Source organism: Marinobacterium lutimaris, assembly GCF_900108065.1.
Lineage (GTDB): Bacteria > Pseudomonadota > Gammaproteobacteria > Pseudomonadales > Balneatricaceae > Marinobacterium_D > Marinobacterium_D lutimaris.
This window is the reverse complement of record NZ_FNVQ01000001.1, coordinates 887,183-909,709: the sequence shown is the minus strand read 5'-3', so window position 1 is coordinate 909,709 and position 22,527 is coordinate 887,183. Positions and strand designations below refer to the sequence as shown.

Annotated in this window: 10 protein-coding genes (1 of these 10 running past the window's edge); 5 read left to right on the top strand and 5 right to left on the bottom strand. The window is 55.6% G+C overall.

What is annotated here, in order from left to right:
- Positions 1-4 precede the first annotated feature (4 nt).
- Genes drmA through drmC form a run of 3 tightly spaced genes read left to right on the top strand, consistent with a single transcriptional unit; the run spans position 5 to position 6,652 of the window.
- Complete coding sequence (gene drmA / locus C4S72_RS04060) at positions 5-4,024, top strand: DISARM system helicase DrmA (RefSeq protein ID WP_104001765.1); 4,020 nt, start codon at positions 5-7, stop codon at positions 4,022-4,024.
- A 2-nt stretch (positions 4,025-4,026) separates the two neighbouring features.
- Positions 4,027-5,889, top strand: coding sequence for a DUF1998 domain-containing protein (drmB, locus tag C4S72_RS04055; RefSeq protein ID WP_104001764.1), 1,863 nt, complete (start codon positions 4,027-4,029; stop codon positions 5,887-5,889).
- Between the two features lies 1 nt (position 5,890).
- Positions 5,891-6,652, top strand: coding sequence for a DISARM system phospholipase D-like protein DrmC (gene drmC / locus C4S72_RS04050; protein ID WP_104001763.1), 762 nt, complete (start codon positions 5,891-5,893; stop codon positions 6,650-6,652).
- Between the two features lie 145 nt (positions 6,653-6,797).
- Here the strand turns inward: drmC and radC are convergent, their stop codons facing one another.
- The 5 genes from radC to C4S72_RS25985 form a co-directional block, all read right to left on the bottom strand.
- Positions 6,798-7,295, bottom strand: a complete 498-nt coding sequence (gene radC / locus C4S72_RS04045) for a RadC family protein (protein WP_104001762.1) — start codon at positions 7,293-7,295, stop codon at positions 6,798-6,800.
- A gap of 13 nt (positions 7,296-7,308) precedes the next feature.
- Positions 7,309-8,124 carry a DUF932 domain-containing protein gene (locus C4S72_RS04040; protein WP_160115437.1) on the bottom strand — a complete coding sequence of 272 codons (816 nt, stop codon included), beginning with the start codon at positions 8,122-8,124 and terminating at the stop codon, positions 7,309-7,311.
- A gap of 83 nt (positions 8,125-8,207) precedes the next feature.
- On the bottom strand, positions 8,208-9,191 hold the full coding sequence (locus C4S72_RS04035; RefSeq protein ID WP_200826663.1) for a recombination directionality factor: 984 nt from the start codon (positions 9,189-9,191) through the stop codon (positions 8,208-8,210).
- A gap of 150 nt (positions 9,192-9,341) precedes the next feature.
- Complete coding sequence (locus C4S72_RS04030) at positions 9,342-10,394, bottom strand: YqaJ viral recombinase family nuclease (RefSeq protein WP_235009042.1); 1,053 nt, start codon at positions 10,392-10,394, stop codon at positions 9,342-9,344.
- A gap of 134 nt (positions 10,395-10,528) precedes the next feature.
- A complete protein-coding gene (locus tag C4S72_RS25985) occupies positions 10,529-10,861 on the bottom strand; it encodes a hypothetical protein (protein ID WP_104001759.1) in 333 nt (110 codons plus the stop codon).
- 215 nt (positions 10,862-11,076) lie between these two features.
- Here C4S72_RS25985 and C4S72_RS04020 point away from each other — a divergent pair, with 215 nt between their 5' ends.
- Positions 11,077-12,021: an AsnC family protein gene (locus C4S72_RS04020; RefSeq protein WP_104001758.1), complete on the top strand. Its 945-nt coding sequence runs from the start codon at positions 11,077-11,079 to the stop codon at positions 12,019-12,021.
- Positions 12,022-12,705: 684 nt separating this feature from the next.
- Positions 12,706-22,527: the start of an LEPR-XLL domain-containing protein gene (locus C4S72_RS04015; RefSeq protein ID WP_160115436.1), read on the top strand. 17,913 nt of this gene lie beyond the right edge of the window; 9,822 of the gene's 27,735 nt are visible here — the first part of the coding sequence; the start codon lies at positions 12,706-12,708; its stop codon lies beyond the right edge, outside the window.

Genomic DNA, 22,527 nt, shown 5'->3' with positions numbered 1-22,527 from the left:
AGGTATGACGAAGAGTTCTAACGCATGGATTGCCATTGATCATGGTTTAGGTACCGACCACCGGCTTGCACCTTACATCCTGGTCCTGAAGGGGGAGGGGGCACTCTACCATGCAATTCAGGAGGACGACTGGCTATTGGTCCTGAGTCCCGCAGGAACCATCACCCGCGTCGGTCGTATCGTGAGGGTTCGCTCTGATCTTGACTGCACCACGCTCTATTTAGACCGGATGCTGCCGATCGCAGAAGCGGTTTCTGTAGGTAGCACCTCCCTCCGGCCGCCCTCTTCAGGCACGGTCGGTCGCGTTCAGTGGGCTGATTTTGTAGAAGCCCTACCAAAGGCATTGAACAAAACCATTGCCGACATTCCTTCCATAGGGGCTGACGCCAAATCACCTCGCTATCAGCAGGAACTCTCCTACATTCGTGAACTACTGCAACTAGCTGTGATGGATGATTTGCTCGGTCCAGCCGCCGGTCCTTACGAGCGTATCGTCGACATGGGTGTGCGAGATCGTTATCTGGTGGGAAAACTTGCTCCATGCGATACGGCACAAGGTGGTATCGAAGGATTAAAGGGGCCGTTGGCAGACGATCAGTCCGAGGAACCGAGTGATCCCAAAGCGCCTGGCCAGCACGAGCCAGGTGCGGAATTTGGTACTGCGACGGGGCGTGTAGAGCCCGAATCTGATTCTTCCGATGAGATCGACACCGCGAGTAATCAATCATTGGTACCCAGCAGCCTTGGTATGACCTTCTGTGTTGAGGGCGATGCTGAGCGGATTGAAATCGAGGTGTCCTGGGGGCGCTACGAGCGCAATAACGAGCATGAGATTTACCGCACCCGTATCAATAGGGAAACCGGCGCTGAAGAGCAGGTCAAGGCCAAGGTATGGCAGCGTATACCCTGTGGCGGCAAGTTGGTTCTGCCGCTCACAGAAGGCGTAATTTCTCATCGGGCACCGGATAAAAGCTATCCCGACGTCAGGGTGCAAGGTTCTGTTCGCGCCAAGAATGCAAATGGTGATCGCTTGGTAACCCTATTCTTGGTTAATGCGCAGGAGGAGCCTGACACAAACCGCGATACTGCCTGGGTTTTCCAGCCTGAGTTGATCGTTCGATCGGAAGCCGATGCTCCCAAACGCGCCATCTTCCGTCGGCGACCCGTACTGGATGCTGACGGTATGGACCCGGAGCGAGAATCCCTGGAGATGATCTACCGCAACCGAGTGGAGTTCGCGGTGGGTCATGGCGTTGCTATACACGCTGAAACATCGGAGGACAAGACACTCGCCACTGAGGTACGCACGGTCGTTATGCCGCAGTTCGAGGTGCCGGTCACGGAGACGCCCGGATTGGACCGCGAAGACCGTAAAGCGATGAAGGAAATGGTGAGCAGTGGACTGCTGGATATGCAGCGACTGGCTACCCTAGAGGTGGATCAACTGGTCGATGCTCTAAGTCTTCTTACGAAAGATTATGCTGCGTGGATCGAGGAGCAGCGTGAGCGGGTCGGTGTCGACGTAGTCGGCTACGATATACAGGCTCAGCAGTCGATGGATCAGTGCGAAGAGATTCAGACGCGTCTGCAGCAGGGTATCGACACGCTGAAGAGTGATGACAAAGCCCTAGCGGCTTTCCGCTTCGCCAACCGGGCGATGGCTACGCAGCGCGTGCGAAGTCAGTACGCCCTTGAAGTCCGCCGGGGTAAGGACGTCAACGTTGAGCAGTTCGATGTTTTGAAGAACCGCAGTTGGCGCCCGTTCCAGTTGGCGTTTCTCCTGCTGTCGATCCCATCCCTAGCTGATCCCATGCATCCGGATCGTGTACAGCCCGTTGAAGCCTACGCCGACTTGCTTTGGTTCCCTACTGGCGGTGGTAAGACTGAGGCTTACTTAGGTGTTGCGGCCTTCACCATGGCTATTCGACGCATGCAAGGCAAACTGGGTGGATACGACGGTTCGCGCGGTTTGGCGGTCATCATGCGTTACACACTACGTCTCCTCACGCTTCAGCAGTTTCAGCGTGCTACGGCACTGATCTGTGCGATGGAGGTCCTGCGGCGCGAGGCAGCAGCCAAAGGGGATGAGTCGCTTGGTACGGAACCCTTCACCATAGGGTTGTGGGTGGGTAATAAGGTGACGCCCGGTACGACTGAAGAAAGTCACCGAGCCATCGAGGATATCCGTAACCCAGGGAAGTACAACGCCGGCGCTGCGTCTCCTGCGCAGCTGACCAGTTGCCCCTGGTGTGGATCTGAGGTGGCGCCAGGGCGTGATGTGGAGGTCGACAAAGTCCGAGGGCGTACCTTCGTCTACTGCGGTGATAAGAAGGGCCGCTGCGACTTCTCTAAAGGCAAGACAAGCAAGCTTCCCCACGCGGGCATACCGGTTCTTGTCGTGGACGAGGAGATCTACCACCGCCCTCCGACGATGATGATTGCTACCGTGGATAAGTTCGCCATGATGGCGTGGCGTGGCCAAGTACGTACATTATTTGGTCGAGTTGGTCAGGAGTGCGAGCGACATGGCTTCCTATGGCAGGGGGCAGACTGCAATGGCAATCACTCAAAAGGAAAGGGGCTTGATGCGACTAAGGTCAAGAATATCAGCCCGATTCGGCCTCCGGATCTGATCATCCAGGATGAGTTTCACCTGATCAGTGGCCCCCTTGGTACTATGGTTGGCCTGTATGAGACGGCTGTGGATGAGCTATGCAGTTGGAAGCTCGGTGAACATAGGGTCAAGCCAAAGATCGTTGCGTCGACCGCTACGGTGCGCAAGGCTCGAGAGCAGGTGAATAATGTCTTCATGCGCCGTGTATCTGTATTCCCGCCGCATGGTTTGGATGTCGAGGACAACTATTTCTCAGTTCAACGACAGATCGAGGAAAAGCCAGGACGTCGTTACTTAGGGGTTTGTTCCCCAGGGAGTTCGCGGCCGGCGATGTTGATTCGTGTCTATACGGCATTCTTGACCGCTGCACAGGCGCTGTTCGATCGTTTTGGTGAGCCCGCGGATCCGTATATGACCATGGTGGGCTATTTCAACTCTTTGCGAGAGCTTGGAGGTATGAAACGGTTGGCTGAGGACGATGTACAGACTCGTTCTTATCGGGTGCAGATGAGCATGGTCGAGCGCCCCGCGTTGGCGCAACGTAGCGTAAGCAACATCCGTGAGCTGACTTCACGCGTTTCTAGCCAGGATATTCCTAAGTATCTCGATAACCTCGAGGTGAAGTTCAAGGCCGCGTTTGACGTGCCCACCGGCAAGTACGTGACCAAATGGCAAGATGGAGACGCTCGGGCGATCGACGTGGTTTTGGCCACCAATATGCTGTCAGTGGGGGTGGACGTCAATCGGCTAGGGTTGATGGCCGTGAACGGCCAACCTAAAGGCACGGCTGAGTACATCCAGGCTACCAGCCGAGTGGGCCGTTCGTTCCCCGGTTTGGTCTGCACCGTGCTCACCTGGGCACGCCCTAGAGACCTCTCACACTACGAGACATTTGAGCACTATCACGCCACTTTCTATAAGCACGTCGAAGCGCAATCGGTGACGCCTTTCTCACCACGCGCGATGGACCGAGGTTTGACCGGATCGCTTCTGAGTCTGATGCGACTGGAGAACGATGTTTTCAGCCCTAATGAGGGTGCCGGTCAGTTGGACAAGTCGAACCAGAGCGAGATGACCGATGCTATCGATATGTTGGTCAAGCGTGCATGGAATGTAAGCGAATTGCCCACTACGAGAGATCTTGCTGAACAGGAGCTCAAGGAGCGTGCAGATGAATGGGCGAAAGAAGTTAGCAAAGGTGGTCGTATCCTGGGCTATGAGAAACGTGGCCCCGAAAAAGATAAAACAGTTGCATTGATCAGGTCACCGGGCATACAGGCTTGGGATAACTGGACTGTGCCTATGTCCATGCGTGAGGTGGAACCAGGTGTGCGCTTGATCATGAATACTAGCCATATCACGGACGACTATGACTGGAAGCCTCGTCCTGCGACGAAGGGTGAGGATTGAATATGACGATGAGTAACAAGACTCCAGTCGGAGAAGTGAGACCCAGTCAGTTACTCTGGACCTATGGGCCAGGGGCATTGATCGATTTGCCGAGCCTTTCTGTAGTGACGCTTGGTATTGACCGTTGGGAACAGGATCGTTGTCAACCAATCCAGGAAGCTCGGCTGCTGGCTGCTGTGAGGAAAGTTTTGGGAGCTCAGGTTGAGAACCTGAGGATGCCTCCGTTCCAGAAAAGTGAACTCTTCGATGTTTGGTCTGCCGAGGCAAACATTGGAGTTCCCGTTAGGCCATTTCCGCGATGGATGCGATGTGTGAAATGCGGGCTCCTATCCCCATTCGACGCGGGACTTTTCGACATCAAGGAAAACCGCTACAGGCCCGAACGAACGAGGTTCGTTCATACGGGATGTCGGGGGTCCAAAGGTGATCAACCGCCTAAGGATGCTGATGCTGTCCCAGCACGTTTCCTATTGGCTTGCCGCGATGGACACTTGGATGACTTCCCTTGGCACTACTTCGTCCACGGTGGCAACAGTACATGTAAAGGAACGCTACGTTTCTTTGAAAGTGGGGCGTCGTTACAAACTGAAAATTTGTGGGTCAAGTGTGATGCTTGCGAAGCATCAAGGAGCATGGCGCACGCCTTTGGTAAGGCTGGAAAAGAGAACTTGCCGGCTTGTCGAGGACGCCATCCGCACCTTGATCATTTCGAGAAGGAATGTGACGAGGAGGCTCGCGCGGTTCTGCTAGGGGCTACAAATAGCTGGTTCCCGATCACACTCTCGGCGCTTGCGATTCCCCAGAAGAATATCTCACCTTTACATCAGATCATTATCGATTATTGGGATGACTTCTCTGATGTCGAGGATGTATCCGAGCTGAAAGGAACGCTTAAGGCGCTCAAGAAAAGGGGCGAAGCTCAGGGTATAGAAAAGCATGAGCCAAAGGCTGTCTGGGCGGCCATTGAAGCGCACCGGAAGGGCGAGGGACAAGAGGATGTCGGAGAGGCTGATATCAAGGGGCCCGAGTGGGAGGTGCTGACAGAGGCGAATCCCCCCACGGACTACCCGCACTTTATGAGTAAGAAGGTCGGAACGCCGAAAGGATTTTCAAGGCACATCTGCAGAGTTCTACTTCTTGAACGACTGCGCGAGGTTAATGCCTTGCTGGGATTTACTCGGGTAGAAGCGCCCGAAGAATCAGGCGACCCAGATGAACGGCCTCAGATGGCTAGTCTCTCTCGAGGTAAACCAGACTGGGTTCCTGCTAACCAAGTGCATGGTGAGGGTATCTTTATCCAATTCGATGAACAGACTCTTGTCACTTGGGAAGCATTACCTGCCGTCGCACTGGTCGACAAGATGCTCCAGGGAGGCCATAAAGGATGGCGTAATTCGCGGCATCTCGACCCCAGTGAGGGATATCCCGGCATTCGCTACGCTATGCTCCACACGCTTTCACATCTGTTGATTCGTGAATTGGCGCTTGAGTGTGGATACAACGCCGCAAGTATTCGCGAGCGAATCTATGCGGATACCTCGGGCGAGAGTTCGCAGGCGGGCATCCTCATTTACACGGCTGCCGCGGACTCTGACGGGACGTTGGGTGGCCTCGTCGATCTCGGCAAACCAGAGAACCTTGGTCGCCTGTTGGAGCAAGCATTGAATCGCTCGAAGGTTTGTTCCTCAGACCCTCTCTGCTCTGAACATGATCCCGAGGATGATCGCTCTCTTCATGCTGCAGCCTGTCATGCGTGTAGTCTGGTCGCCGAGACTTCCTGTGAACGGGGCAATCGATATCTGGATCGTTCATTGCTAGTGCCGACCCTGGAACGTGCCGATGCTGCGTTCTTCAAGGGTTTGTGACATGGAGAAGATCCTAGATGCCGTTGCAGCAGTGGTCTGTTTGGTTTCTCCTGAGAAGGTTCAAGCGATAGCCCGCCGGATTCGCCAGACAGATCCCATCAAAGCGTCAGCAGTACTTTCGGGCGTGGTCGGTACACCTGCAGCCAATGGTGTCGTTGGGCAGCTCATCGATGCATGGCGAGCGACTTCCGTCAGCGCTGAGGAACTCGCATCAATGCTGATTGCTGCAGGCCATGTCATTGCCAAGAGTAACGGTCAGCAATCAACCGAACTTGTTTGGACGGGGCCAACGACCCCCTTTGTCTCGACTCGTAGAACCGAGCAAGCTCTGCTACAGGTTATCAACGCGGCCGAGCGGACGCTGTTCATAACTAGTTTCGTGGCGTATGACGTCTCGTCTGTCGTCAATGCTCTGAATGCGGCGAGTGATCGTGGAGTGGCTATATCAATGTTGCTCGAGTTATCCCAGGAGGAAGGCGGCAGTATCACGATGGATGCGATCGGCAAGATGAGTACATTGGTTCCCGCATCAACCCTTTATGCTTGGCGTGACAAGGCTGATCCGTTTACTGATGGACGGGTACATGCCAAAGTTGCTGTCGCCGATAGCAAGGTTTGTTTTATAACCAGCGCGAACCTTACCGGCTATGCGATGGAGAAAAACATGGAAGCTGGTGTGCTCATCACTGGTGGGCATATTCCTAAGCTGCTAGCAGCCCATTTGCGTTCTTTGGTAGATACAAAGCTGGTATCGCAAGTTTAATAAAAGGACATTCATTTGGCGGGTGGCTGATCTTAATGGATTGCAGCTCCCTTGTAGTCAAAGAAAAAATATCGGTAGCAATTTGAAACCACGCAGCGCCCGAAGGTGACTGCGTGGTTATATCGCCTGTTACTCAATGGGCCCCTCAAATCAACCCCAGTTCTGCCATCGAACAATAGCCATCTGTGCCGACGATCAGGTGATCCAGCACCCGAATTTCCACTGTGCTTAGCGCATGGCATAGACGTTGGGTAATGGTCTTGTCAGCTTGACTGGGTTCCAGCTCACCGGATGGGTGGTTATGGACTAGAACGACTGCTGCAGCATTCAGCGCCAGGGATTCTTTGACTACCTCTCTAGGGTAGACGGTAGCTCCATTAATGGTTCCCCTGAACAGCTCTACAAACTTTAGGATCCTGTGCCGGTTATCCAGCATCAGGATTCCGAACACTTCATGCTGATAGTCGATGAGTAAGGTTTGCAGTGCCCTGCGAACTTCCTCCGGGTTGCTTAGTGGGCGCCCCTTGGCGAGGCGACGGCGAGCGATCATCTTTGCCAGGTGCAGGAGATCCGCCTCAGTGACGGCATCGGGTACCACGTAGGTACCTGGTTCCTCACCCGCTATCAATTTAGCGGTTGCCATGTTTTTTCTCCTTTTATGCCGCGATGCTATCGCCCTTGAGGGCGGCGAAGTGTTCAGTCAGTTGCCAGAGGGCTCGGTTGAGTCGGACATCTTCGGTGACAGAACGGATAGGGCGGGTTTGGGTATGGCGGCCTTTGGCAGAGCGTCCGCGCAGCCCACCTTTAAGCAGGTTTTCCTGGGTGCGATTGAAGACGTGCCAGAGATCTGTTTCCAGGTCTTCTCGACGTCGGGCGTGGAGCAGCCTGTCTGGAGGAACGGGGCTCGTATTGACCCAGTCTTCTCCGTACCGAAGAGTGAGGGCGGATTGGGCAAATAGCTTTGCCTCATCCGGTGATAGCCGCAACGAACGAAAACGATCTACAGCAGACGCGATCTCCGGCGCTTCATCGATCAATGCGATTGAGCCTTCCAGTATCTCGTCCACTACGTGACGACCATGGCGAACACGGATACCGCCAACGTCACCGACCGGCGTGACCATCCCGTTACTGCACACCAGCCGGAATAAGCCCAGATCCAGCTGGTAGGCACTGGTCCGGTCATGGCTGTTACACAACACCAGCTCGGCTACTGAATCACCGACCTGGATTTGACGGTCAGGATCCTGACGAAAGCGCACCATATGGCGTGCAACAGATCGACGTTCCGGTAAACGACTTTGTGTCTGCTGTGCTCGGACGGGGTGCCATCCCTCAGCCTGAAGAGCGTTCACAACGTCGATGGTGGGAACGAAGCCGTAACGGTCTGACACGTTGCTATCAGGCATGTCGGCGAAGATAGCGGGTGCCTGGCGATAAAGTTGATCCTGAGAAAGTATTTGCATAGTCATGAAAGTGCTCCTGAATACTGGCCACAGGGGCGCCCCGGCAAGGGGCGTTTCCCTGGCGGGCCATGACATCGAAAGTGGTTTGGTTAGTGGCTGTGATTAGCTGCTGTGGAGGCTTGACTGGGTGAAGGTACGGTTGTTGCTGAGTTAGTGGGTTGTTGTGGCAGCTCTGTGGCTTGCGCTAGTTTGCGCCGTTGCTGACGGCTGCTTTGGTTTGCCAACTTTTCACTGAGCGTTTGATCGGCAACAGCCGGGGCCGGCTCGTTGGGTTCGGGTGGATAAAACTCCTCGACAATGTCGATGCTATCCTCCTCCTGATCTTCGAAGGCCCCATTGGCAAAACCTTGCCTTGCCGCTTGATCCAATTCCGCCTGATCCAGACCGGCGTTGTTCCAAGCCTCTTCAATCGCCAGGGCCTCGGCCAAGGTCTCTGGCAGAGACATCCCGTCACGTAAGGTCAGGTCCACGTAGTAGATTGGCGCTCCGCGGCTTTGCCGGGTGGATTTGCCCCGTAAGCGCAGTTCCAGTGGCAGATAAGCCAGGCGATCACCTGAGATCGCCCGGAAATACTCGAGCCGTGCGGCTAGTGTTCGGATGCTGTTGAAGCCGGTAGTGCGGAAGATAAAACTGCCTAATGGATCATCGTCGCCAATGATCACATTGAGCCGGCCATAGGGTTTACAGCGTCCACCTTCTGCTAATGCGCAGCTATCGGGTGAAGGGCAGGTGTGTGTGGCCATCCCGTCCCGTGAGCGCCGTCTGCACTGCTCTCCGTCCCCGACACAGATTGGACGTGCCGTATCCCGGTCGAACAGTGCGTACTCTGCGCGCAGGTTCAACGCCGGATCATTGAACAGCAACCTGACAGGTATGCGTCTTAGCTTGCCACCCTGTGCCTGTCGGAACTCCTCATCCAACGGATGCACCAGCCAGCCCTGTTTCGACTGGATCTGGGTCGTGATAGTGAATTGATCGTCTTTCTGCGGGAGGCGCTTACCCTCGCGCTCGACGACTTTGCCGATCGCTATACGACCCAAGATCGGTGGCGTGATCGCTAAACCTTTTAACATGATGCTACTCCTTCCCGGTATGACCACTTCTAGTGGCGGACCAGGGATCAGCGGAATAAAAATGCCCTGCTCACCGTCGTAGTCGCGGCGAGCCAGGGCGCGTGAGGAAGAGCCCGGTTGTGGCGGGCAATCGAAGTGCAGCCGAAGGGCTTAGCTTTGATGCACCAGAAGCCGGCGGCTACCGGGTTTGATGGTGAGGTACTGCTGTACCGGGTCGGGTTGCTCGGCCTTAAGCCGGTTGAGGTCAACTACGCGGGTATCGGTGCTTTTCTTCCAGGTCAGACGGCCTGTTCGAAAGACGGCTTCGCCGTATTCACCCATGGCTTGCTGGAGGTGGTGCTTCAGTCTGGCCTCGTTTTTCTTGGCCTGATCCAGCGCTGAGCGTACCTCCTGCAGCTGAACAAACTGATCTGACCGTTCGCTATCCTCTGTAAAATCGAGAGTCTCATGGTTATCCTTTGGGTAGAGTGCACGCAGGGCGCGGTCGGCCGAGTCTGATTCATCCGCCGGGGGCGGAGTGTTTTCCTCAACGAACTGCCAAAACTCCCGTTCTAAAGTGATGAGTTGTTCTATCAGTTCATCATCGCGATCCAACCGGAAAATGCGCAGCTCCTGTCCGCCCACCAGTACCGCGACATCTGCCACTTGCAGACCAGTCACTGCCAGTTGGTGCATCACCTGCAGTTGCACGTATTCCGGTACACCGTCTCGCCAGAGCTTGGCGCCATTGATTCCGGCGGTTTTACACTCGAGTACTTGGACCTCATCGGCTCCCCGAACCTCACGGTCCAGGTTGGCCAGCATCCAGGGATGCTCGGGATGCTGCAGCACAGCGTTCACACGACGCACCTGGTGGCCTGTGCGTTTAGCGTAGTACGCCGCCACGATCGGCTCCAAGACGGTACCCCAGTAAATCGGGCTGTCACTGGCAGAGGCCAGAGGATCCTCTGTCTCTATGCCCCGTCCGGTATTTTCCATCCAGAGTTCCAGTCGAGACTTGTAGGGGTTAAGGCCAACGGCTGCCGCAGCGTCTGAACTGCCGATACCGGACTGACGTACCGAGAGCCAGGATGCTCGATCCAAAGGACGCGTGTCTGCCAATCGATGGGCCTGGCCGTGACGTCGGTTGCGGTGCTGTGACTGCGGCACTCGTTTAATCGGGCGACCTGTCTCAACAGGTGGAATACGCATAGGTGTAGCCATGATCAGCTCCTTACCCAACAGACCGGCATAAACCCGGCCAAAAGCCGGGCTGCTGATACAGGTGGGTGTTGTAAGGCAAAGGAAGGTAGGCTGCTGAACTTCGTCAACAGTGGTGAATAGATGCTGGGGAGTAGTCAGATATCGTCGCTGCGGAAGGTGTGGCCACATTCGGCACACTCGAGATCATCCAGGACTTCTTCGTCCAGCTTTTCTCCGATTTTCGAACCAGCGACTGTGCCGGTAACGCCACCAACGAGCCCGCCAAGCAGCGCGCCGGCAAGTCCTCCGATAGCGATACCAACAGGACCACCCACGGCACCGATAGCCATGCCTGCACTGGCACCTGAGCTGGCGCCAGCGACGCCGCTGGCTGTCCCTGCGACACCTCCGGCTACCCCGCCAACGTTGCGGCCAACATGACGGGTAATGATCGATTCAGCCCCACAGGCTGGACATGAATAAGGCATTGGTAATTCTCCTGAGAGTAAGCAAAGAACCAGGCTTGCGCCTGGAAGGACAACTGCTGGCTGTTCTCAGGTAGGTGATATATATCTGAAATATGTTTATTTAAAAACAGATAATTACATTTGATTTGGCGGTAATGTGGCGGTATTTTTTTGAGTGGTGTAAATGCCGCCATGTAAGGTTGGCGGTATTGGACGGCGGTATTGGGGGATAGTGTATGAATGAATACGGCTGGCGTCAGGAAGAAGCCGAGAGACTGACTCATTACTTACTCCCTGAACTGACACAGCTCGCGACCTTGAAAGGCGTGATTTCAGCTTCAATTACTGACCACAGGTTGGGAGAAACCAATGTCCAAATGCAGGAGCAATGCGTCAGCTGGTTGATAAAGCTGCTTGCAGATATGCAAGGTTCGCAGGAAACGGGAATGCGTGAGCTGTTAAAGGAATATTACGCGTTGATCTACAACGGCGGTTCACAAACGCCACTCGATTTATTTTATAGCGGTGCCCCATACGAGACGAAGAATTTCCAGTCAAATTGTAAGGTTACACTCCCCCCAGGAGTAAACGGTCAGTTGTCCAATTTATGGAGGACAGTTCCTGAATTCAGTCAGTGTGAGTCGTTGCAATGTGTTTATTGGTTCAGTTGCATCTGGGCCGTGCCATCCATTCCTATAGAAACGCGACTGCTATTGTCTGTGTTGGGTGTGAGAATCTTGGTCCGCGATGACTGGTTTTTGAGTGGAGGCTGTTTTGAGGAAGAGTTCTTCAGCAAGGCCAAAGAGCTTCATACAATTCACATCGGTTATCAGAATGACCGGGTATATATGCAAGTGGGGCGGTTTATGCTTGGTGCATTGATAGCGGATGGAATAAGACAAGCCGGAGAGCTGAGCGCGGCTCAAGGTTTACCAGCCGAAAGGAATGAGGGTACACCAAGCCATCTGTCCAGCGATGAACAACGTATGCTGGAGCTTCTGAAAGAGAATCCTCGGATGACGCACAAGGAATTGGGCTCGCGGCTTGGAAAGAGTGAGCGAGGATCCCAGCGGTGCGCACAAAGGCTTCAATCCCTGGGTGTTCTCGTTAGAAATGGCTCAACAAGAGCGGGGGGTTGGGTGGTCGTTCACCGCGACTCGTCGGGTAAGGGTTCCATGTAGCACGAGGAGAGGATAAGCACAGATGAATCGACGACAGTAAGAACCGAAACATAGAAAAATGTCAAAAACCTAAGCCAATTTCCTATGGGGGTACCTAATGGGGTATATTTGAAATGCACAAGATGGAAAACTTATTAAAAACAAAACAATACTATTGGTTTAAGATTCCGGTCCGGGGCACCACTTCCGCAACACTCCAACGTTTTCAGCTTCCTTTCCGTTCGCTTCTTTCGCTTTCCAGATTTCTACTCGATACGCTGTGATTTAGACAGACGATAGGGTGGCACCTTGAGTTGGTATTCCCTTCGCTACTCACCCCTGAACCAACCTGCGTTAACCGTCAAAACTCATTCTTGCAGACTTTCTAATTAATCCTGAGCCGCCTTGTGTGCCGGCTTTTCATACTAATGTTTAAAATCAGCAACTCTCTTGCATCTTTGTCTTGCTGTCCTTCTCCTAATGGTCTTTTATTAACCAATTAAACCGAGCGGCCCGGCACGTTTTGCTGTCGCTGATCGAGTCCTCGTGTTGCAACCGGATACTGCAATAAAACAACAATGATGATGTTGGCGAGGGAGATTTATGGCCGTTCCGTTCGGGTTCTCGAAACAGAATATCTCAGCAGCTAAGGAAGTATCCCCGCCAACAACGCTCTGGCGACGTGTCCTCGGTGTCCTGCGGGATATGGCAAGAACCGATGCCATTGCGCGGGATAGATCCCGGATCACCTTCGAGCATATGGAGCCGCGGCTGCTGCTCTCGGCAGACCTTTCCTACCTCGACAACGGTAATACCGAAGATTCCCTGTTACTCACCTACGACGCCGTTGCCGCTGAATACCGCCTGCTTGATAGCGGCAATAACATCGTTTCCGCCGCCGCGGCCGGTGGTGCAGAGCTCGGGGGTGTTGTCGTTACCGGTACCACCGCGGATGATGTCCTCGAAATTGATCTGAGCAGCCTCGATTCACTGACCCTGACCTTTTTGGGCGGGGGATCTGATACGGTCAAGCTGGTTGGTGATACCAATTTCCAGCTTTCAGACTCAGGCATCAGTGCCGGCGATCAGATGTTCTCTCTGCTGGATCCCTCCGCCAGCCAGAAGAGTTTCGAAAATGCACTGGTCGAAGGTGGAGCTTCAGATAACTCACTGGTGCTTACCGATTGGAGCGGTAGCTTCAGTTTTGACGGCAGGGGGGGGAGTGACGCTCTACACGGCGACAATATCGACAACACCTGGCAAGTGAACGGCGCAAACTCCGGGACTCTTAACGGCAATCTGTTCACTGACGTGGAGTACCTGGTCGGTGGCCAGGCTGATGATGCCTACAGTATCACCTCTGGAAGTATCAGCGGGTTTATCGACGCAGGCGCCGGCACTACAACCTTTTCCGGCACGTCCAGCGCGGACACTATTAACGTCTCGGCCGGGTCTACCGCTGGCCGCACCAAAATCAATGGCGCCGGTCAGAACACCGAATTTATAAACCCGATCGACGAGTTGGTCATCGATCTGGGCGCGGGCGATGATACAGCCAACATTAATGCGCTCGGCACAGGCTTTTCTGCAAAGCTGACGGTCAAAGGTGAGGGCGGTAAAGATAGCCTGAATTTCGCCGGTGACATAGCGACCTATGGCGGCGATATTTCAATTGACGCAGAGACGGTAACTGTCAACTCAGGCGTCACCGTTTCTACGAGCAATAGCGGTGGAGATGCGGGCGCAATCGCGTTTAACGCCGAAAACATCACCCTCAATTCGGGTTCCAAGCTGCTGGCCCTTGCCGGCTCCGGCTATCAGTCCGGTGATATCGAGCTTACCGCGGTCAAAGCGCCTACTGCGGCGGAGTCGATAGTTGGGGACCTTCTATCTCCCGTACTTGTCGCAGACAACAAGGCCAGCATCACGGCAGGAGCCGCTGAGCTGAGTGGCGGCAACGTGACGCTGTCGAGCCAATCGGCTACTCAGACACGCTGGGATGAGTTGGGGGATGTGGCAGACGGTATCATCAACGGGCTTTTTTCATCGCTTACGGAGTTTCCAGACCTTCTGCTCAGCCTGATCAGTCCGATTACCGGGCAGGTAAAGATTCAGAAGGCCACCTCCAACATCACCCTGACCGATACCCGAATCAACAGTGCTGGCGATATCAGCGTGGGTGCGGAGTCGGAAGCGGATGCGTCATTCTCGACGATAGCCATCAATAACATGCTGCCCAACCCGACCATACAGAGATTTCTCGCCTCTATCGGTTATGGCGAGACACTGGCTTCGGCCAACGTCAATCTGAATGGCTCGGCTTCACTCATTGCCGAGGGTAATGTCGAGGTAACAACCAGTGTCGCATCAGGTGCAGAAATCAGTTCAGGTTCTACCGGTAACTCTCTGTTATCTAATAGCGATAGCGTAGATTTCGCAGTCTCTCTTGCCATCTCGGTCACGAACCAGGAATCACATGTGAAGATGGGCGAAAATGCCCGTATAGAAAGCGCCAGTGGCAATGTGGTGGTTGCTGCGGCTGGCGAGTCCGAAAGTGAAGTAGAAGCGGAAACCGTACTTTTTCAGGACGGAATTGCCGGCATTGCCGTCGCTGTTTCGGTCAATACAGCCAACGTCACTACCACTGTTGACGGTACGATCATCGCTTCCGACCCATCATCCCTGAGCTATGACTTCGATGCTGCGTCAGTTGCCGCAGTGGATATCGTTAATAATACGATTACGCTGACTGGGATCAGCTCGCCGATTCAGCGTGGCGACGATCTGGTTTACCAGGCTCAGGGCGGTACGGAGATTGGCGGCCTTGTCGACGGACAAAGCTACAAAGTTGCAGGCGCAGAAGATCTCGGCGGCGGTAAATACCGCATCAAGCTCTCTCAATCCATGTCTCTTGAGCTGGACGCCGCTCAGACCAACTCCGCTTCGACCCATAGCTTGACTCAGGTAGACCTTCAGACTTTTGATTCCAGTGCCGTTTCCAATGACGCAGGCAGGCTGAAGATTAACCTCACCGGGCTGTCAGATGGTGACATCGTTCGCTATCTGGGGCCTGCTGCTCCGATCGACATCGGTGAAGTGGCTGCCGACTTTGCCAGGGTGAACGGCGAGAACCAGATCCAGCGAACCGATGATGGCGCCTGGGAGGTTCTTGGGCTCCATGTCGGACAGAGAATACAACTTAGCGGAACGGCACAAAACAACAACGTATTTACCATCCAGGGGTTCAAGGATGACGACTCAACGCTGATTGTAGCCGAGACCGTAGCCACAGAATCTGTACAGGGTTTCTCGGTCAGCGATCCGGTTGCCCCCGCCCTTATCGGCGGACTTGATCAGACCAGGGAATATGAGGTCGTTGTATTATCCGGCGGAGGGATTCAGCTCAAGGATGCGCAAACCGGCGTCTATGTCAGTTTTATCGACGGTGGAGCAGGCTTGCAGGGATTTGCGGTATGGCACAGTAGCGCTCCCTTCGAGTTTGCGCCGGCAACCGCTGTCGACTCTGATGCCGATGCCATCAGGCTGACAAACCACGGCTTGCAGACCGGTGACCTGCTTACCTATTCAACTGATCACAGCCAGCAACAGAATCTCCAGCTCACTGGTTTCCAAAGCAGCGCTCCGACTGTGGCCATCAACATGGGCACGGTATCGATGCCTGATGCGCCCATAGATGGTTTGGCCAGCGGTAATGCCTACTTTGTGACCCGTTTGGACGCTAACCATATTCTTCTCACCGAAAATCCCGTTGCAGCCCGCAGTGCCGAGGTGATCGATCTTACCAGTGTGGGAAGCGGTACTCAGAGTCTTTTGCCACCTGACGACACGACGGGAATCAGTATCACCGCCGAACTCTCCGCCGGGAACAAGGTGGCCACGGGGGTGGAGCTCAGCGACGGCGAACAGCCGCTATCTGACGTGGTGCTTAACGGCCTGCAGGGCGATGCACTTTCGCTCGCGGCGGGGGCTGTTAACGCGAGGGGGTTGGTGTCAGCTCTGCGCGAGCAGATAACCACCCGGTTTGGCCTGACTCCCATGTATGGGCCTCAACCCCAGCCTGCAGATAATCCCAACGACACCCACGTGCCGTTCGAGTTGGCTGCCACGGTGTCGATTAACGCGCAGAAACACACCGTCAAAGCCACTGTCGGATCAACGGCAGTATTGAAGTCCGCCAAGGATATTGTTGTCTCCGCCACCATCGAGGATCAGGTGAAACTTGGTGCTGCCGCTGAGGCAACACGTAACGGCTTCGATGCCGCCGATGCCAGCAATGTGCAGCCGCCGTTGGGCCAGGACCCTGGTGATGTCGAGGTCGCCATTGGGTTCGCTCTTGGTTTGTATACGAATACTGCTCATGCCTCGATCGCCGGAGACGCAGAGGTCGATGCCCTCGGCGAGATCGCGGTGGAGTCCGGGGTCGACTATCCGCTGCTGAAAGATAGCGCCGATGCAATCTACAACCCTGCTAACACCATGGCGGACAACGGCCTCGAAGGGTTTGAGTACCTGATGGACGGAACCCTCGGGGCTGCCAGCCTGCTCAACACCCAGGTGAGCGCCTTGGCCGGCGACCCGGGATCGTCCGGGGCCGATCCCTTTGTTATTGGTGCTGCAGTTGGGGTCAACGTATTCGATAACGAGGCTAAGTCCTGGATCGGCGCAGGTGCGCAGATCAACCAGGACACCGACTGGCGTGATCCCGAACAATCCGTTCGGGTGGATTCCTCAATCACCATGCAGACGGTGGATATGGGCCAGATTGCGGCCTTTAACATCAATATTCCCACATTGCTGGAAGCAGGGCCTGATGCGCTTGAGTCCGTCGGCCGTGGCGCCAGTGCTGGCAGTGGCGTCAAGGATTTCTTCCGCAGCTTTATCAACCCCTTCGGTATCTCGGGGCAGAATGCGATCGGCCCGGTGGTTCTGGTGACCACGGTTGCAAACGACTCAATTGCCGAGATACAGGGCAGTGCGACTAAGCGAACCAAGATTCATACCGGTGAAGAGGGCGATGGACTCCAGGTCCATGCGAGCCAGGATGTACTTTCCATAGCGATTGCCCAGTCCGGCGGTAAAGCCTCCGACCTGGGCATTTCGGCCAGTGCAACGGGGAGCAGTTACGACACCCTTGTGCGCGCCAGCATAGACGATGATGTAGATATCACTGGCGGAGCGGTAACGGTATCGGCAGAAGACAAACTTGGCCGCTACTCCATCGCCGGCGGCTACGTTAAGGGTGACCAGATCGGTGTGGGTATCGCGGTGGCGGTTAACGTCATTAATACCCGCGATACCCTGGCCTATATCGGTAATGCGGATCCTTACGCGGCTGCGGACGGCTCCGCCCGAGGCGTTATCGATGTCAGCGGTCCAGTGACCGTGAGCGCCACGGCCGAGGGGGATCTGTTTTCCCTGGGTATTGGAGGCGCCACCAGCGGTATTGCCAACGACCAGCCACCCCCGACGGCCGGACAGCCGGGTAATTCCGGCAATGGTCTGGGTATCGCCGCCGGTATCTCGGTATCGGTCAACGATGTGCACAACAACGTGAGTGCATGGGTAGACGAGGTCGAAATTACGGCAGACAGCGTCGTTGTGCAGGCGGATATTTCCAAACTGAACATCCACGCCATCATGATCGGTGCAGCGTTCGCCGCGCAGACAAATTCTGCAGGTAACGTTCAGTTGCGCAACCGCAGTATCGAGATCTCTGTTGGCGGTGCGGTTGCGGTTAACTACACCGGCAACGAGGTTTCTGCGCTTGTACGCAATGCAGGTATTACCACGCTCGGCGATAATGGTGTATCGATTCTGGCGTCTGACGACTCCAACATCCGTGCCGATGCGGGCGGCCTGGCGTTCGCCCTTAACAAAGGTGACCAGGTACAGGGGCAAAAAGCTGTCAGCGTAACGGTTGCCGCCTCCGTTGCTGTTAACCAGATAGACAGCACCGTATCCGCACTTGTGGAACGCTCCACGCTGAAGGCCGAGCAGGGTGATATCGTCGTAAGTGCCACTTCATCGCCGAAGATAGAGGCCCTGACGCTTGCCGGTGCCATTTCGGTCAGTGGCGGCAGCTACAGTTTCGGCAGGTCATTCACCCTGAGCGGTGCGGGGGCAGGATCGGGTAACTCAATCCGCAGTTCTGCGATTGCCGGTATTTACGACAACACAAGCTCATCCGAACCCTCAGTGCAGGCTGTTGAAGGCTCGGTTCGCGTCCTCGCCGAGGATAAAGCCCGTATTCAGGCGGATGCAGGCGGCTTCAGCTTCGCCCTCTCCTGGGGCAGCGGCGGGTTCACCAACCTGTCTTTCGGCGTATCGGCATCGCGCAACGACGTAGCCAATGTAACTCTGGCCTACATCGATGGCGCGACGGTCAAGGCGCAACAGGATGTTGAGGTTCTCGCGACCTCTAAAGCGACCATCGATGCGCTCTCGATCAGCGGCGCGCTCGGTGTTGGCGGGGCGGGAATGGGCAGTGGTAACGGCGTAGCCAATACCGTTGAGGCGTTCGTGCGCGACAGCCGCCTGGGCAATGAAGCCGGCGTGGTGGCGGTGGATGGACACCTGTGGGTTGAGGCGAGCGACGATACCACGATCATCGCCGATGCTGGTGGCGTGGGCATCGCCCTCGCTTTCGGCAATCGGGCAAGTTTGAACGGCTCGATTGGCGTGGCGGTATCGGTCAACGAGATCAGCAATACCACACGTGCATTCATCGCGAACTCCCACCTTTCCGCAGGCGGTGAGGTTAGCGTACAGGCCACCTCACCATCGGTGATCGACACCTTTGCACTCAGTATTGCGGCCACCGGCACTATTTCAAACTCGGGTGGTTTGTCCTTCTCCGGAGCCGGCGCAGGTACCGGCAACTACGTACATAACACCGTCGAGGCTTTTGTCGATCGCAGTTACCTTTTCTCGGCGGATGAGGGATTAACGGCAGATCTTGATGCCGGTACGGTTTCAGATGAGCTGCGTAGCGCCTTTGAAGCAGCGGGATATGCGCTTGGCTCTACTTTCATCGCGACCTTGACCGAAGGAGAGCGCTGGGCGCTGCTCTCTGGGGGCAAGATTTATCTCGCAGAGTTCGAACTCGGTGTGTTGCGGATTTACGATGCGACCGGGAGTGGCAGTATCATCGACGCGGATTCGGTGCGTGTGCACGCCTCCGATACGCATTCACTGTTCAGCTTTAATACCACGTCGGCTTCGCTCGGCTTTTCCACCGATACAACCAAGATCGTCACAGACATCACCGATGACCTGCGCAATGCATTCAGCAGTAACAACATTGTCCTGTCCGATGATCTTCAGGTGCGTGCTTCTGGCGATAACGAATGGCTGCTGCACGACCAGTGGAACGGTCGTACTTATCTCCTTGCTGTTGACGGCAACACCGTTGAAGTTTCGGCCACTACACGTATCACTTCGGATGCAGGGGGCATCGGTCTTACCGCCAAGATTGGTACCGGCAACGGCGTTACAGGTGCAGTCGGCATCGGGGTCGCGATTAACGAAATCGGTAACCACTACTATGCCGGTATCGACGGTTCAACAATCAATTCCATTCAGGATGTGGAATTGCAGGCGCGCTCCTTCGCCACTATCGACGCACTCACCTTTGGCGGCGCCCTGGATGCACTGATTGGTGATTCCAGCGGCCTGAACCTCGCCGGCGGAGGCGCGGGTACACGGAATACGATCAACAATGTGGTACAGGCGGCAATTGTTGATCAAAGCGTAGTGGACTCCAGCAGCGGAACGGTTTCCCTGCTGGCAACTGACGCCTCGACCATCGTTGCGGATGCCGGCGGCGTCGGAGTTGGCATCAAGATTGGCGAAGGCTCTGGTCTCAACCTGTCGATCGGTGTCGGTGTATCTCTGAACGATGTCAGTAATCTGGTCCAGGCGTTAGTCGATCAAAGCACTGTCACCGCCGATGCTGTGGTTGTCGATGCCTACTCGACGGCTGTCATAGACGCCCTCGCCATAGGGGGCGCACTGGGCATTAATATCAGTTCGGGCGAAAGCAATGGTCTGGATCTTGGCGCTGGTGTCGCCGTATCAATCAACACTGTCACCAACACGGTGCGGGCGGGGATAAGTGCAGGCTCCGTAACGGCTGATTCCGGCAGCATACAGGTCGAAACGGTTGATCGTTCACTGGTGCACGCTGATGCGGGTGGTGTTGCAATAGTGGCTGTGATTAGGGCCGGCGGCGGCAGTGGGGCCGCAATCAGTGCCGGCGTAGCAGTGGCGGAGAACAGGGTCCAGAACACCACCGAAGCGGTTATCGACGGGTCCACGGCGATCGCGGGCGACGCTCTCAGCGTCAGCGCTGATTCACTTACCAAGATTGAGGCGTTTTCGCTAGGTATCGGTGGCTCTATCACAGTCACCGTGGGCAAAGGCGTCAATGGTGCTGTAGGTATCGGCTATGCCGGGGCTAAGAACAGGGTCACCAATACGATCAATGCTTATATCCGTGACGGGGTAGTCCCGTCCGGAGCGACAAACGCTGCCGAAGCGGGTGCCGGCGGGATCAGCGTAACAGCGAGCGATCAGACCACGGTTACCGCAGACTGGGGTAGTGGTGCTCTAGGTGTATCCATCGGCATAGGTAAAGGGGCCGCAGCCTCCGCGGCAATCTCCATAGCGTTGGCGGAAAACACGGTCGATGGCACCACCAGTGCCTTTGTCGAAGATACCGTTATATCGTCTGGCGGGGATGTGGTGATCGAGGCCTTCAACGATCGCAGCATCGTTGCTCAAGGCGGCTCGGTCTCGGTCTCCGTTGCGCTGCAAATCTCCAAGGAACCTATCTCTATATCCTTCTCCCTGGCCGAGATCTCAGTTGCCAATACGATCAGTGGAGGTCTTAACGCCTATATCGACGGTGGCAGCGTTTATGCGGCCGGGGATGTCAGGGTGTTAGCAGAGAATACGCGGACTGAACTGGAAGCAGATATCTTCGGCGTCGCTGTGTCGGTCGGGTTGTTGGGGGCCAGTGTCGCAATCGTAGACGCAACCAATACGGCGCAGAACACCGTCGATGCTTATGTGACTGATGTAAGGGTGGAATCCACCACGGGAGGTATTGAGATCAAAGCCGATTCCGATGCCTTCATCAGTAGTAAGGCGGTAGGGGCATCGGTATCAGTGGGTATCAGTGCCGCTGCAGCACAGGTGGTCGCGAAATCGGAGATTCTGGGGCACGTCGAAGCGGGGCTGAAAGGCTCAGCCAACTTGCAGGCAACCTCCGGCGACGTAATCATCAGTTCACGTACCGCCCATGGAGCCGTTAGCGATGTGGATGGCGGGTCCGGCTCGATATTCATCGCCATCAACCTGATGAAGAGCACCGCAACCCTCGCTGCAGATACGCGTGCCTTCGTTGGTGATAACACAACGGTAAACGCCGCTAATCTGACCGTTGAGGCCAAGGCGCTTAACTCAACCCGTTACACCAGCGATAAAGACCCTGAGAACAGCGTTGATGCCGACACACGCACGGCTAAGGCGTACCTGACCGTCGGTGGTGTCGGGTTGTTGGGTAGTGGTACCGGCGGCGAGCCAGGAGAGGATGACGCGGCTGAAACCATTGCCAGGATCACCGGCGTCGTTGAAGCCTACATTGGCAGTTCTGCCGATATTGATGCTACGGGCCTGGTCGAAGTCGACGCCGATGCGCGCTCATTCGCCCGCGCCAAGTCCGATGGTGGTGACGGCTCGGTGGGTATCGCGGTAAGCCTGTTCAAAACAGAAGCGACCGTTGGTAACGGCGAGAACGACACAGGCCTTGGCGTCACTCGTGCCTACGTAGGCTCCAGTAGCGATGTGGATGCAGGCAGCCTTTCCGTCACAGCGGATGGCCGCAGTGAAGCCCGCACCCAGATGCTGGGCGTTGACATCGGCCTGCTCGGCGGCGGTGGCAACCTCACCGGCCTGGCGCGGGTTGATGCGGAAGTGGAATCCTATCTGGGTGAAAAAATCACTGTCGATACCACAGGTAATGTGGCAGTAGAGAGTACCCTCGAAGGCAAAGCGTATGCCGATCTGGACGGTGGTTTTGGTGCCGTAGGTATTGGTGGTGGTGAGTATCGCGGTGAAGCCTATGTGGGCAGCTCTGGCCGCGCCTATATCGGCAACGATGCCAAGGTTACCGTTACTGCCGGATCACTCTCCGTCAATGTTCTGAACCCCAATGCTGGAACCAACTCGCCGCTTAATCGTATAGCCGAGACCTATATGACCGTTGGTGGTGTGGGGCTCATTGGCAGCGGCGTTAATGGCGACGCCTTTGCGACGATTGAAGGCGATATCGAGGCCTACATCGGCACAGGCGCTGAAATTACTGTTTCCGGCGCAGTTACCCTGAGTGCCCTGTCTGCTGCAGACGCCCATGCCGAGGTTAACGGCGGCGCCGGTAGTCTGGGTATATCCGTTTCTCTGCTCGAAGCGTCAGCACGGGTCGGTGCCGTTGATACGGGTTCGGAT